This is a genomic window from Pelagibacterium sediminicola (assembly GCF_003390885.1).
In the GTDB taxonomy this organism is placed as follows: domain Bacteria; phylum Pseudomonadota; class Alphaproteobacteria; order Rhizobiales; family Devosiaceae; genus Pelagibacterium; species Pelagibacterium sediminicola.
Window position 1 is genome coordinate 80,036 of the sequence record NZ_QMEL01000004.1, and the last position, 13,731, is coordinate 93,766.

Genomic DNA, 13,731 nt, shown 5'->3' on the forward strand with positions numbered 1-13,731 from the left:
ACTCTCGTCTCCCCCGGCGGTTGCCGCCACAGATTGGGCATTTTCGGGGCAGTCGGAAGGGATTTTATCTATTCTTCAGAAATGCGCTCAGGCCGCCTCTTCCTGCCGGGCGGATTCCGCAAGGGTCAGTTTGAGCCCGTCGAGGTCCTCACTCATCAGGATCTGGCACGAAAGCCGCGAGTTCGTCTCGACGTCGGGAAGCGTATCGAGCATGTCCTCTTCCTCGTCGGTCGGCGGATTGAGCCGGTCCTGCCATTCGGCATCGACGAAGATGTGACAGGTCGCGCACGCGCACGATCCCCCGCACTCTGCCCTGATGTTGAGGCCCCAGTCGCGGATCACCTCCATCACGCGCCATCCCTCCAGCGCCTCGAGTTCATGGACCACGCCATTCTGGTCCGTGACGATAATCCGCATCAGACGACCCCGAGCTTTTTCTGCAATTTGGTTGAGGATGTGGTGTATTGGAAGACGACTCTCTCGTTGGGATGCACGATGCGCTTGGCGGCCTGCGCCATCAGCGCACTTTCGTGGAACCCCGACAAGATGAGCTTGAGCTTGCCCGGATACCAGTTGATGTCACCGATGGCAAATATGCCCGGCTCGCTGGTTTCGAACTTTTCGGTATCGACCTTGACGAGGCTATTGTCGTGCAGGTCCAGCCCCCAGTCGGCCACCGGCCCCAGTTTCATGGTCAGCCCGAAGAATGGCAGCAGCCGGGTGGCCGGCACGCCGATCTCCCCGCCCGCCGTCTTGAGGAGCACCTCGCTGAGTTGCCCATCCTCCCCTTCTAGGCGCGCAAGCTGTCCGGTGATGAAATTGATCTTCCCGTCAGCCACCAGCGCCCGCATCTTGTTGACGCTGTCGGCATGGCCCCGGAACTCGTCGCGCCGGTGCACCAGCGTCAGCGATCGCGCCAGCGGCTGAAGGCTCAGCGTCCAGTCGAGCGCGGAATCCCCGCCCCCCACGATCACGATGTCATGATCACGGAATTCGTCCATCTTGCGTACTGCATAGAACACCGACTTGCCCTCGAACGCCTCGATGCCCGGCACCGGCGGGCGTTTGGGCTGGAACGAGCCACCGCCCGCGGCCACCACGATCACCTTGGCAACGAAGGTTTCCTCCGCGTCCGTCGTCACGCGAAAACTGCCGTCGTCGAGCCTTTCGACATTGGTGACCATCTGCGAATAGTGGAACTCCGCCCCGAATGGCGCGATCTGTTTCATCAGATTGTCGGTCAGCCCCTGCCCCGAAATCTCGGGGAAGCCCGGAATGTCGTAGATCGGCTTTTCGGGATAAAGCTCGGCGCACTGCCCGCCCGGACGGTCGAGAATGTCGATCACATGGCATTTGAGGTCCACCAGCCCCAGTTCGAACACTGCAAACAGCCCCACGGGGCCGGCGCCGATGATGATGACATCCGTGACAATTTCATTTCCGCTCATGCAAATGGTCCTTAAAGGCGTAATTCTGGTGGGCCGGGCGTGCTATACCGGACGCAGCCGCTCAAGTATAGCACCGGGCCGCCGTGCTCATGGACGGGCGTTGCGCCGCAGGAAGGGCCGGGTTCCGACCGGTATCTCGCGGGCCGTGCCGACCGGCTGATAATAAAGGCGCACCTCGGCCAGTGCGTCGGCCTCCAGGGCCTTGCGCGTTGCGGCGCTGGTGACGACCAGCGCGTTGATCCCACACCGGCGCATGAAGGGAATCTGGTCGGTCAGCACATCGCCCACCGCCCGTAATTCGCCCTCATATCCATAGCGCTCGCGCAGCAGCCGTGCACTCGAATAGCCACGCCCGTCGACAAATGCCGGGAAATTGATCGCGATCGAGGAAAACCGCGCCAGATCGCCGGCAATGTCCTCGACCCTGTCGCCGGGGTCGACCTGCAGCCCGATCGGGTGGGAGCTGGCAAGAAACGCTTCGCGCTGTTCGAGAAACACGCTGACCGGTACATGGGTGTAGCGCGCCTCGGATGCAACGTCTCCCTCGCTCCAGCCCCGCCAGGGATCGGTCCTGAACTCCCCGTCCCTGAACAGGGTGAGCTGGGACTGGCTCACCGGCTTGGCGATGCTCCCGTTGAAATCGAAATGAATGCCGCATTCCTTCTTGTTGAGCCCCCGCCAGCGCCCCGCACGCGGGTCCTCGCCCTCGGCGACGGCACTCGTGCACGGCGCGCAGCCGATGGATTTGTACCCCTCGCCATAAAGCGGATGCTGCGGCAGATCGTGCTCGGCCTTATAGGCTTCGATATCGGCATTGGAAAAATAGGCCAGCGGGTTGACCTTGATGCGATCGTCGCTCGTCAGTTCGAAATGGGGCAGCACGCCCCGCTCGGCGGTCTGGAACCGCTTCCGGCCGGTCACCCATCCGCCAAAACCGGCAAGGACATTCTCGAGCGGCTCGGTCTTGCGGATATGGCAGCAACTGTCGGGATCGGTCTCCCATAGCGTGCCATCGGGGTCGAACTTTGCAAGATCGGACGGGTCGGGGCGCAGGGTTACCACATTGCACAAGCCCAGCCTGGTCTTGAGCGTTTCCACATAATCGAGCGTTTCAGGGAAATGCTTGCCCGTTTCAAGAAAATAGACCGGCAGCGACGGATCGACCTTCGAGACCAGATGCAGCAACACCGCCGAATCCGCCCCAAACGAGGAGACCATGGCGATATCGCCAGCCAGCAACTCCTCCACCGCCTGCCGCAACACGCCCTCGGCGTCCATCTCGCCATACATGCCGTTGAGCGCGACGATCCCGAGCTGGCGGAGCTTGTCGTGCCTGGGTTCGGCTGCAACCATTGGGCTAGCGGCTGACATTGGAAAGCTCCTTCTCAACTCGGAGCAAGGCACCCCTCACCCCCAACCCCTCTCCCACAAGGGGAGAGGGGGGCTCAAGGGCCGAGGAGCCCCGGTTTCCCTTCTCCCCTTGAGGGAGAAGGTGGGCTTTCGCGTAAGCGAAAGCTCGGATGAGGGGGCCAGCGATGCCAACCACCCCCACCGCACTATCCATTCCCATAAAGCGCCTCCTTGAACGGCGCATCGCCCAACCGGCGATAGGCGGCGATGAACGTCTCATCCGGGCTCTCGCGCTTTTCGATATAGGCATCCACCAGCTTTTCGATCGCATCCGGCACGTCCGCCGCCACGAAGCCCGGCCCCAGAATCCTGCCCACCGCCGCGTCCTCGGTTCCATCGCCCCCCACGGTAATCTGGTAAAGCTCGGTGCCTTTCTTCTCGACACCGAGAATGCCGATATGGCCCACATGATGATGCCCGCAGGCATTGATGCAGCCGGAAATCTTGATCTTGAGCTTGCCGATCTCCCGGCTCCGCTCGGGTGCCGCGAACCGGTGCGCGATGTCCTGCGCGATGGGGATCGAGCGCGCATTGGCCAGCGCGCAGTAATCGAGCCCCGGGCAGGTAATCATGTCGGTGATCTCGCCCACATTGCCATCCGCCAGCCCCGCCTCGACAAGTCCGTCATAGACGGCCCTGAGGTCAGTGAGCGCCACATGGGGCAGCACCACGTTCTGCTCGTGGGTCACTCTGATCTCGCTGAACGAATAGGCCTCGGCAAGCTCGGCCACCGCGTCCATCTGGTCGGCGGTGATATCCCCCGGCACGCCGCCAATGGGCTTCAACGAAACGGTGATCGAGGTATAGCCCTGCCGCGCGTGCGGAAACGTGTTGTTCTCCAGAAACCGCCCATAGGCCGGATCGAGGATTTTTTCCCGCCCTATATCAATGTTCACCACCCCGTGATCCTCATAGGCGGGCAGGGCGAAATAGGCGTTTATGCGCTCCAGTTCTTCCTCGGGCAGCGTAAGAATGCCGCCGCGCATCTGGGCGAACTCCTCTTCCACCTGTCCCTTGATGTTTTCGAGCCCTTCCTCGTGGACCAGGATCTTGATGCGCGCCTTGAACTTGTTGTCGCGCCGCCCGTAGCGGTTGTAGACGCGCAGGATGGCCTCGAGATAGGCCAGCAAGTGCTCGTGCGGCACGAAACCGTTGATCAGCTTGGCGACCATCGGCGTCCGCCCCAGCCCGCCCCCGACATAGACGGCCCAGCCGACCTCGCCCGACCCGTTGGTCTGCGCCATCAGCCCGATGTCATGGAATTTCACCGCCGCCCGGTCGTTGGGCGCGCCGGTCATGGCGATCTTGAATTTGCGCGGGAGATAGATGAATTCGGGATGCAGGCTCGACCATTGCCGGATGATCTCGGCAACCGGACGCGGATCGATGATCTCATCGGCGGCAGCACCCGCGAATTGATCCACGGTGACATTGCGCACGCAATTGCCCGAGGTCTGGATCGAGTGCATCTCGACGCTCGCGAGGTCCGCGAGGATGGCGGGAACGTCGCGCAGTTTGGGCCAGTGGAACTGCATGTTCTGCCGGGTCGTGAAATGCCCGTAACCCCGGTCATATGTGCGCGCCACATGCGCCAGCATCCGCAATTGCCGCGCCGCCAGCGTACCGTAGGGAATGGCGATGCGCAGCATATAGGCATGCAGTTGCAGATAAAGCCCGTTCATCAGCCGCAGGGGCCGGAACTGGTCCTCAGTCAACTCCCCCGCGATGCGCCGGCGCACCTGATCTGAAAACTGCTGCACGCGCTCGGAAACGAACGCGGCGTCGAATTCGTCATATCGATACATGTTCGTCCTCGGCCAGATGTTGACGCCCCACGCGCGGAGCCGACGGCCCTTCGGCGCGGATGCGCTCGCGGACCCGCAACGGATAGATCGCCCCGCCCCGCATTTCGACGTCCTCGGTTTCAACCGAAACGATGCGTCCGGTCGCCTTGCTTGCTCCCACCGCCGCCTCCAGCGCCCCGCCCTCGTCCGCGCCAAACACCCGCGCCGATTGCAACTCCTCGATCCAGCGTCCATGCCCGTCGAGATAGACGGCCGCGCCGGAGAGCAGTTCGTTTCCCGTGAGAATTTTCGACATGTTGCTTCGTCGTCTTTCGTCTATTGAGCAACGAGGTGGTTCGGCTGCGCCGATCCCCCCTCCCATCCTCCCCCACAAGGGGGGAGGTGCTGGCCTTGTGCGTAGGGAGACAACAAGGAAAAGGAAGCACCCTCCCCTTGATGGGGAGGGTTGGGGAGGGGTGAAGCCACAAGCGCAGATTCATATGCGATAGCCCTGCCTTGATGGGGAGGGGTGATGCGATATATGCTGCAAACCGGAAAACCCATCACGCCACCTTCCATTCCCGAGCCGCGAACACCTCCGCCCGCGCCCAGTCGCCATGCGCCACCGCATCGCCAACGAAAATGATCGCCGGCCCATCCACAAAATCGATCTCACCCGCCGCCAATCCCCCCACGGTCCCGGCGTAAAGCGCCTTCTCCGCCCGCCCGGCATTGACCACGACCCCCACCGGCACCGATCGCGAAAGCCCGTGCGCCAGCAGTTGCCGGACGACCCTGGACGCAATCGACTTGCCCATGTAAAGCCCCAGCGTCAGCCCCGAACCGGCGAGCGAAGCCCAGTGCGCGAGGTCCTCATTGTCCGCACCGTGCGCGGTGGCAAAGACGAAACCCGAGGAAACCTTGCGCAACGTCACCGGCGTCGCCGTATCGGCCGCCGCCGCCAGCGCCGAGGTGATCCCGGGGACGATTCCATGCTCGACCCCCGCCTTGCGCAGCGCCGCGATTTCCTGGCCCGCGCGCCCGAACACCATCGGATCGCCCGATTTGAGCCGCGCGACCTTCTTGCCCTCACGCGCCAGCCGCACGAGCAGCGCATTGATCTGGGCCTGCGAAAAGGAATGGTGGCCTTTGGCCTTGCCGACGGAAATCCGCTCCGCGTCCCGCCGTCCCATCTCGACGACGCCCGAAGGCACGAGCTGGTCGTGGACGATCACATCCGCTTCCTGCAAAAGCCGCTGGGCGCGCAGCGTCAACAGGTCCTCGGCGCCCGGCCCCGCCCCGATCAGCCAGACCATGCCCCTGCCCGGCTCTGCCCCGGCATGGGCATCGAGCAGCGCATCGGCAGCCGCCGCGCCCTGCCCGGCGTCCAGCGCGTTCTCGATGGCCGGAGACGTCACCAGCGCCTCGTAATACCGCCGCCGCGCCACCCCGTCGGAAAGCCGCTGTGCAGCCTTTTCGCGCATCGCGCCAGCCAGCCGCGCCAGCGCGCCGAGCCCTGGCGACAGCATCGCCTCGATCCGCGCCCGGACCAGCCGCGCCAGCACCGGCGCATCGCCTTCCGAGGAAATGGCGATGGAAATTGGCGCCCGGTCGATGATGGCCGGGGTAAAGAAATCGCAGTTTTCAGGGACATCCACCTCGTTGACCGGCACCCCCGCCGCCCGCGCCATCTCCAGCGCCCGCTGTCCCTCGGGCCCGTGATCGGCGATGAACGCCAGCGCCGCACCGGCGAAATCCGCCGCCTGCGCGACGCGCTCGACCACCGACACGTCCAGCCCGGAAAAATCCGCCTCGACCTCGGGCGCGAACACCACGACCTCTGCGCTCGTCTTTGCCGCCAGCCGCGCCTTGGCCAAGGCTTCCTCGTCGCCACCCACGATGACGATCCGGCGCCCCGCCACCTTCACCGAAACCGGAAATGTGTTCAGCCGTGCCACGGTGAGATCTCTCCTGGCATGATCAAGTCAATTAGATTTTTCTTGAACTGGCGGCCCGTCTAAAAGGTAACGTGACCTACCAAACACACTGGAAAATAAGGCTTTTCAGCAATCCCGGCAAGCGCGTAACAGCCCGAAGGTGAGTTATTTCCCTCGCGCTTTGAGCCGCGCAACGCCCGCTCCGGCGCCATGCGCGAGACAGAAAATAATTTCGCTTGGCGGCACGGACGAAAAACGTGGGGCGGAGCCGCGTCCGAAACGGGCACGCCGAAGGCCCGAATCCTGCCCCTTCCGCTTGATCCTTGAATTTAAAAGAAAAATCCCCATATGGGACGAGAGTCCAACGTCGTAAGGAGAGCCAGCAATGAGCACGAGAGATTCGGGAAGGCCTGAAAACCGGCACGAGCGCACCGACCGCATCGCGCGCGAAATCCTTCATGCCGAAAGAGCCGCCCGCGAGAAGAAGACCGCCCACCTGCGCGCCCTGCGCCAGCAAAGAGAACAGGACGTTACGGCGTAACACCCGTGGCGGCGGCTTTGCTCTGGTCCCAACCATCCGGCATTTCGTTTTTCATCAAAAACTGAAACGACCTAGCCCTGACGGCTGGGCACGTTGACCACCAGCCCGTCCAGTTCGTCCCTGATCCTGATCTGGCAGGAAAGCCTGCTCGTCTCGCGCACATCGAACGCGAAATCGAGCATGTCCTCTTCCATCGGCGACGCCCCACCGGTCGTGCCGAACCATTCGTCTTCGACATAGACATGGCACGTCGCGCATGTGCACGCGCCGCCGCATTCGGCAACGATCCCCCGCACACCATTGCGGATCGCCGTTTCCATCAATGTCGAGCCGTTTTCGGCTTCGATCTCGCGGCGCGTGCCGTCAGGTTCGATGAAGGTGATGAGAGGCATGAGGTGAGGTCTCTGGCAGGGAAATACCACCCCGATATAGGGACCGTGGCCAAGAGGGGCAAGCGGCCTATTGCCTCATTGCCTCGGCTGCGTCCGCCGTTTCGATCAGCGCGCTCACATACGCCTCGACCTCGTTGACCGCCATGGCGATATCATCGAGCGTTTCCTCATCGAGCCGTTGGGTGGCCGTATAATCCCGTTCGGCGGCGCGGACGGTTTCAGCCAGCACGAATGCCCCGACCCCCTGCGCCGCGCCTTTGAGCGTATGAAGGCCCATGCTGATTTCATGCGGGTCCACCGCCGCGCGCACCCGGTCGAAATAAAGCACGATCTGCTGGTTGAAGAGCCGCAGCACCTCGATCTTGAGCGCATCGTCGCCCAGCGTCTGGCGCGCCAGATGAACGAGATCGATCGGGCGCACCGTACTCTGCGGACGCCCCGGTTCGGTAACCGGCAATGAACTCACGCTTGCCATTGGTCAAAAGCCTCCCGGCAACAGGCGCCGATCCTGCACCGGGGAAAGCGAATAAACCCTTAATCCATCGCGGAAAATCCGCCGTTTCCCTTAGGGCGGCTGTTAGGTCAGGGCTATCGCATCTAGATCTGCATATGCGGCTCCACCCCTCCCCAACCCTCCCCATCAAGGGGAGGGTGCTTCCTTTTCCTTGTTGTCTCCCGACGCGCAAGGCCAGCACCTCCCCCCTTGCGGGGGACTTTCAAGCGGATTCGGCAAAAACCGAAACTTATACGATGGCCAACCGCCAAAAAGTCGTTAACGAAGTTTTAATAAAGATTTCAGGAGTGAGCACATTGGGTATATAAGGATATGTTAGAGCAGGCGACGGTGTGGGGGTATGCTCTGTGCGGGGGGACGCCTCGGTTCAGGGTTTCACATCATCGGCAGGCTGGTTGCGTTGCTTATCCGCGCCTCGGCCCGCTGTCTGTCGCTCACTGCGTGGCGGCGCACAAAGTGAAGAGTAGTAAAGAGTATGGCGAACAAATCGACCCCTCCCAAGGACGATCCGGCGGCCCTTGCATTTTCGGCCGTCGAAGACGCACTGAAGGACTCGATCTTTTCCATGGATGACAAACCGGCCCGCAAGGTCGAAAGCCAGCCCGGAAAAAAGGAAGCCCGCCGCGAGGCGCCCACCGCCAATGAGCGGCTCAAGGCCGCCGACAAGATCGCCGCCCAGGCCTCAACCATCGCCAATGACGATCGCTCGGGCGCTTCGGCCCTCTTTTACGGGCTCCACGCCCGCCCCTCCGGCGCCCCTGTGCTGGTGGCCGTCATCGCCTCGCTCCTCTGGGTGATCGGGGTCGGCGCCATCGCATGGATTCGCTACGGCGGCAGGTTTGCCGAAGGTCTCTCGCTCACCGAATTCGTCCAGAGCCTCGATTTCGCCGCCCTTGCCGCAATCACCGCACTGCCGGTCCTTGCCATGTTGGCCGTCGGCTTCCTTGTGCGGCGCACCAACGATCTGCGCCTTGCCGCCGCGTCGATGACGCAAGCCGCGATCCGTCTCAACGAACCCGAATCCGCCGCCGCCCACAAGATCGCCACCGTGGGCCAGGCCGTCCGCCGCGAGGTCAACGCCATCGGCGATGGCCTCGAACGCGCCCTTTCACGCGCCTCCGAACTGGAGGTGATGGTCCATAACGAGGTGACCGCGCTCGAACGCTCCTATTCGGACAACGAAACCCGTATGCGCCAGCTCATCGAGGAACTGGCCAGCCAGCGCGAGTCCGTCGTCACCAATGCCGACCGCATGCGCGAGGCCATCGCCGCCGTTCACGGCAATGTCTCGGGCGAACTCGAAACCCTGGGCACGTCCATCACCGAGCGGGTTCGCACCGCAAGCTCGGAGATCACCACCACCCTTTCCGAGCGCGGCGGCGAGATCGCCGGCGTGTTCGAGGAAGCGAGTCTTTCGCTCGAAACAAGGCTCGAGACACGCACTCGCACATTCACCGAAACCGTCGACAGCCGCACCGCCGACCTCATCATGGCGCTCGACGACAGCACCAGCCGCCTCGACGGCACGCTGTCCGACAAGGCTTCCACCCTCACCGGCGCCATCGATTCGAGTACCGAGCGGCTAGAAAGCACCCTTTCGGCCACCGCGACCGGCGTAGCCTCGGCCATCGACCGCGAGGCCGGTCGTATCGAAACCACGTTCGGCGAGCGCACCGAAGCGCTGACCAGCGCACTCGACGCCCGCACCACCACCATCGCCTCGGTTCTCGACCGCGAAGCCACCCGCATCGAGACCACGTTCGGTGAACGCGCCAATGCGCTGACCAGTTCGCTCGATACCCGCACCAACGCCCTTGCCTCGACCCTCGACCGCGAGGCCACCCGCATCGAAACGACATTCGGCGAGCGTACCGAAGCGCTGACCGGCGCACTCGATACCCGCGCCACCTCCCTTGCCTCGGTCCTCGAACGCGAGGCCGACCGTATCGAGACCACGTTCAGCCAGCGCACCGGCGCGCTGACCGATGCACTCGATACCCGCGCCAACGCCATCGCGGGCACCTTCGATGCCCGAATCGACACGCTGGTCAACGCGCTCGACAGCCACACCATTTCGCTCTCCACCGCCATGGAGGAACGCGCGAGCACCCTGACTGACGTGCTCAACGAAGGCTCGGAATCCATTCTCACAGACTTCACCCGCCGCGGCGAAGTGTTGAGCTCGACCTTCGCACAGCTCGGCCAGAAGCTGTCGACCGAGATCGGTGCCCGCGCCGAGGAGGCCCAGTCCACCCTTTCGCGCATCACCGAACGGCTCGACGAGACCTTCTCGATCCAGTCCAACGCCCTTGAAAGCCAGATCCAGAGCATGACGCTGCAACTGGACGGCTCGCTCCAGGATTCGGTGGAACGCACGCGCGAAAGCCTCGAACGCGCCGGCAGCGACACCCTCTCCCAGCTCAACGCGCGCATCGACGAGATTTCCGTCGTGCTCGACAGCCGCATTTCCCAGGTCGATGCCGTGGTCGGCGAAAAGGGCGAGCGGCTTGTTTCCGCCCTCGACAGCCACACCGGCAAGATCGCGGAAACCGCTGACCGGCTCGAAACCACTATGGACGAAAAGACGCGTGGCCTCACCGAAGGGCTGACCGGCCGCACCGAGAGCTTTGCGTCCCTTATCGATGAACGCACCCAGGCCCTCACCTCCCGGATCGACGAACGGGCCGAAGCCTTCGCCTCGGGGCTCGACGCACGGAGCGAGGCCTTTACGTCCGGGCTCGACGCAAAAAGCGAGGCGCTCACCTCCCGGCTCGATGCCCGCTCCGAAGCGCTGTCCGGCACCCTTGCCGAAAAGACCGAAGCCCTGTCCGGCGCCATCACGGAAAAGACTGAAGCGCTCGCCAATACGCTCGATTCCCGCTTCGACCAGATCGATACGACGCTTTCGGCGCGCACCACCCAGCTTGACGACACGCTGGCCGAACGCACCGCCGCCATGAGTTCGATGCTCGACATCACCACCGGCCAGTTCGCCGAAACATTTACCGAACGCACGAGCGAACTGGGCAGGACCGTCGACAGCGCCAGCAACCGCCTCGAAACCGGGTTCGACGAACGCGCGCGCCAGTTGGAGGAAACGCTGGACGAACGCGCCATCCGGCTCGGCGAGGCCATTTCCTCGCGCACCGGCGACATCACTTCGGCCATGGAAGCGACGGGCGAAGCCTTCCGCTCCAGCATCGACCAGAGCCTTGCCAACGTTACCGACACGATGGAGAACCGCTCCACGCAAGTGTCCCGGCTCATCGAAGGCAAGGTTTCCGAGGTCAACGCCAATATCGGCCGCGAGATCGACACCGCCGTTGCCCGGATCGCCGACGCCGAATCCGGGGTCACCGCCCGCATCGACCAGGCGGCAAGCTCGGTCGGCCAGAGCGCCAGGGCCGCCGCCGATCAGGTCGAGGCCCGCCTCGCCGAAGCGCGCGATGCCATTACCGAGATGGTCGATGATCGTCTGGGCACCCTGCCCGAAGCCATCACCACCCGCGCCGAGATCACCGCCGAACGGCTGGCCGGGCTCAACGAATCCATTCACGGCACCATCACCGATTCCATGCGCGACCTCGAAAGCGGCGCGGACCGCATCGAGGGCAGGCTCAACGAGTCGATCAAGAACGCCATCGGCCGCTCGATGGAAGACCTCGAATCGGGCGCCGACCGCATCGAGACGGTGCTCAACGACAAGCTCACCAACGTCACCGCCAACATTTCCTCCGATGTCGAGCAGACCACGGCGCGCATGGACGCGGTCGTGCGCAAGGCGATGGAAGAATTGAGGACCGCCGCCGTCCACATCGAGGACCTCGTCGAAGTCCGCGCGGTTCACACCGCCGAGGAACTGGAACGCAAGGCAACCGAACTCAACCGCATCGTCGTCGAGCAGTCCGACGGGTTCTCGCGCATCATCGATGAAAAGCAGAACCAGCTCACCAACGCGCTGGGCGCCCAGACCAACCTGCTGCGTGCCGCGCTCGAAGCCAATGCCCGCGATTCCGAAGAGCTGATGGCCGAATCGACCAATCGTATCCAGCACGAGGTCACCGACGCCCTGCGCAAGCTCAACGATGCCAACCTCCTGCTCCAGCGCGTTCTGGAAAGCTCGACCGGCAATCTCGCGCGCCTCCAGGAATCGGTGGGCGAGCAGACCGCCAACTATTCGGGCGCCGTACGCGACGCCCTTGCGGGCACCGAGCAGGCGGGCGAAATGGTTGGCCAGCACGTCGGCGCGCTGCAATCCACGATTTCGGCGATGGTCGAGCAGTTCGGCCAGCTTTCCGGCCAGTTGCGCGAGGAAACGCACGAGTTCACGGGCGCCGCCGCCAATCTGGCCGAGGCCAACAACGCCACGACCCAGACCCTTGAAAACGGCCGCACCGCGCTTGCTGCGCTCGCTGAAGGGTTCACCACCCGCACCGAGGAGATCGACACCCGGCTGCGCAATTTCGCGCAAGGGATCGCCGATACTGTCAACCAGACCGAACGCCGCCTCATCGCCGCGCGCAAGGCCATGGAAGACGCGCTCGCCGCGACCTCCGAGAGCGTCACGGGCCAGATCCACACCTTCGGCGATCTTGCCACCGGCGAAGGCGAACGGGCCGGCGCGGCTCTGCGCCAGGCCCAGGCCGATATGCTGTCCGAGGTCGAGCGCACCTATGCCGAGGCCACGCGCCGCTTTGCCGATACCGCCGACGCCATGCGCACCACCGCTTCCCAGCTTGGTCAGGAGCTCGAGGCGACCCGCAACGAGTTGCAGCGTTCGGTTCTCGATCTTCCCGAGGAAACCCGGGCCAGCGCCGCCGCAATGCGCCGCGTGGTCGCCGAGCAGATCGAGGCGCTGTCCGAACTCAACGCCATCGTCCGCGCCCAGCCCGGCACCCACGACGTCTCGGGCCGCAGCGCCCCGCGCCGCGAGCAGCCCCAGCCGCGCACCTCGCTCGAGGCTCCCCGCCGGGCCGAACCCGCGCCCCAGCCGCGCCCCACGCCGGTCCGCCAGCCCGTGGCCGCAACACCCGCGCCCCAGCGCCCCGCGCCCGAACCCCGCTCGCCGTCCGATCGGCTGAACGAAGCGCTGGCCCAGTCGCACACCCAGCAGCCCGCCACCGCACCGGCGGAAGGCGGCTGGCTCCGCGACGTCCTGCGCAACGCTTCGGCCAATCAGGCCGGCAGCCAGCGGCCGCTCAACCTTTCGAGCCTCACCGACGACATCGCCCGCGCCATCGACGACGATGCGCTGGTCGCGGCCTGGAACCGCTATCAGGACGGTGAATCCGGCGTCTTCAACCGCCGCCTCTACACCATCACCGGCCAGGCGACCTTCGATGAAGTCCGCCGCAAGCTCCAGCGCGACCCCGAATTCGCCCGCACGGCCAGCGCCTATATGGGCGAGTTCGAGCAGTTGCTCGGCGAAGCCTCCAGCGGCCCCAACGGCATGCAGGCGACCTTTAACCAGCTCCTGAGCAGCCGCGGCAAGGTCTACACCATGCTGGCCCACGCCAGCGGGCGGCTGGGGTAGTCATCGCTGGCCCCCTCACCCCCAAACCCCTCTCCCACGAGGGGAGAGGGGGCCGGAGCCGAAACGACGTCGCTATCCCGGGCTCGACCCGGAATCCATAGCGAACCCATCCAACACGGCGGAATTTGCAGCATGGGCCCCGGCTTTCGCCGGGGCAGCAAAGGAGCTTGAG

Annotated in this window: 10 protein-coding genes; 2 read left to right on the forward strand and 8 right to left on the reverse strand. The window is 64.2% G+C overall.

Annotated features, from left to right (window positions below):
• Positions 1-87 precede the first annotated feature (87 nt).
• The 6 genes from DQG18_RS08750 to cysG form a co-directional block, all read right to left on the reverse strand.
• Entirely contained in the window at positions 88-417 is a 330-nt protein-coding gene (locus DQG18_RS08750; RefSeq protein WP_116653885.1) for a 2Fe-2S iron-sulfur cluster-binding protein, read from the reverse strand.
• The gene (locus DQG18_RS08755) at positions 417-1,448 is read right to left on the reverse strand and encodes an NAD(P)/FAD-dependent oxidoreductase (RefSeq protein ID WP_116653886.1); all 1,032 of its coding nucleotides are present in this window, start codon (positions 1,446-1,448) and stop codon (positions 417-419) included. Before DQG18_RS08755 ends, DQG18_RS08750 begins: the two co-directional genes overlap by 1 nt.
• Before the next feature lie 87 nt (positions 1,449-1,535).
• Positions 1,536-2,819 carry a phosphoadenylyl-sulfate reductase gene (locus DQG18_RS08760; protein ID WP_116653887.1) on the reverse strand — a complete coding sequence of 428 codons (1,284 nt, stop codon included), beginning with the start codon at positions 2,817-2,819 and terminating at the stop codon, positions 1,536-1,538.
• Between the two features lie 185 nt (positions 2,820-3,004).
• A complete protein-coding gene (locus DQG18_RS08770; protein ID WP_116653889.1) occupies positions 3,005-4,663 on the reverse strand; it encodes a nitrite/sulfite reductase in 1,659 nt (552 codons plus the stop codon).
• Complete coding sequence (locus DQG18_RS08775) at positions 4,650-4,958, reverse strand: DUF2849 domain-containing protein (RefSeq protein WP_157970072.1); 309 nt, start codon at positions 4,956-4,958, stop codon at positions 4,650-4,652. Before DQG18_RS08775 ends, DQG18_RS08770 begins: the two co-directional genes overlap by 14 nt.
• A gap of 247 nt (positions 4,959-5,205) precedes the next feature.
• Positions 5,206-6,600 carry a siroheme synthase CysG gene (gene cysG, locus DQG18_RS08780; protein ID WP_116653891.1) on the reverse strand — a complete coding sequence of 465 codons (1,395 nt, stop codon included), beginning with the start codon at positions 6,598-6,600 and terminating at the stop codon, positions 5,206-5,208.
• Positions 6,601-6,964: 364 nt separating this feature from the next.
• Between cysG and DQG18_RS16045 the strand changes: the two genes are divergently transcribed.
• Complete coding sequence (locus DQG18_RS16045; RefSeq protein WP_157970073.1) at positions 6,965-7,120, forward strand: hypothetical protein; 156 nt, start codon at positions 6,965-6,967, stop codon at positions 7,118-7,120.
• Between the two features lie 71 nt (positions 7,121-7,191).
• On the opposite strand, the gene DQG18_RS08785 is transcribed toward DQG18_RS16045, so the two are convergent.
• Both DQG18_RS08785 and DQG18_RS08790 read right to left on the reverse strand, forming a co-directional pair.
• On the reverse strand, positions 7,192-7,512 hold the full coding sequence (locus tag DQG18_RS08785) for a 2Fe-2S iron-sulfur cluster-binding protein (protein ID WP_116653892.1): 321 nt from the start codon (positions 7,510-7,512) through the stop codon (positions 7,192-7,194).
• A gap of 67 nt (positions 7,513-7,579) precedes the next feature.
• Positions 7,580-7,987: an Hpt domain-containing protein gene (locus DQG18_RS08790; RefSeq protein ID WP_116653893.1), complete on the reverse strand. Its 408-nt coding sequence runs from the start codon at positions 7,985-7,987 to the stop codon at positions 7,580-7,582.
• Positions 7,988-8,501: 514 nt separating this feature from the next.
• On the opposite strand from DQG18_RS08790, the gene DQG18_RS08795 reads away from it, so the two are divergent.
• A complete protein-coding gene (locus tag DQG18_RS08795) occupies positions 8,502-13,559 on the forward strand; it encodes an apolipoprotein A-IV repeat region-like domain-containing protein (RefSeq protein ID WP_116653894.1) in 5,058 nt (1,685 codons plus the stop codon).
• Positions 13,560-13,731: the final 172 nt, after the last annotated feature.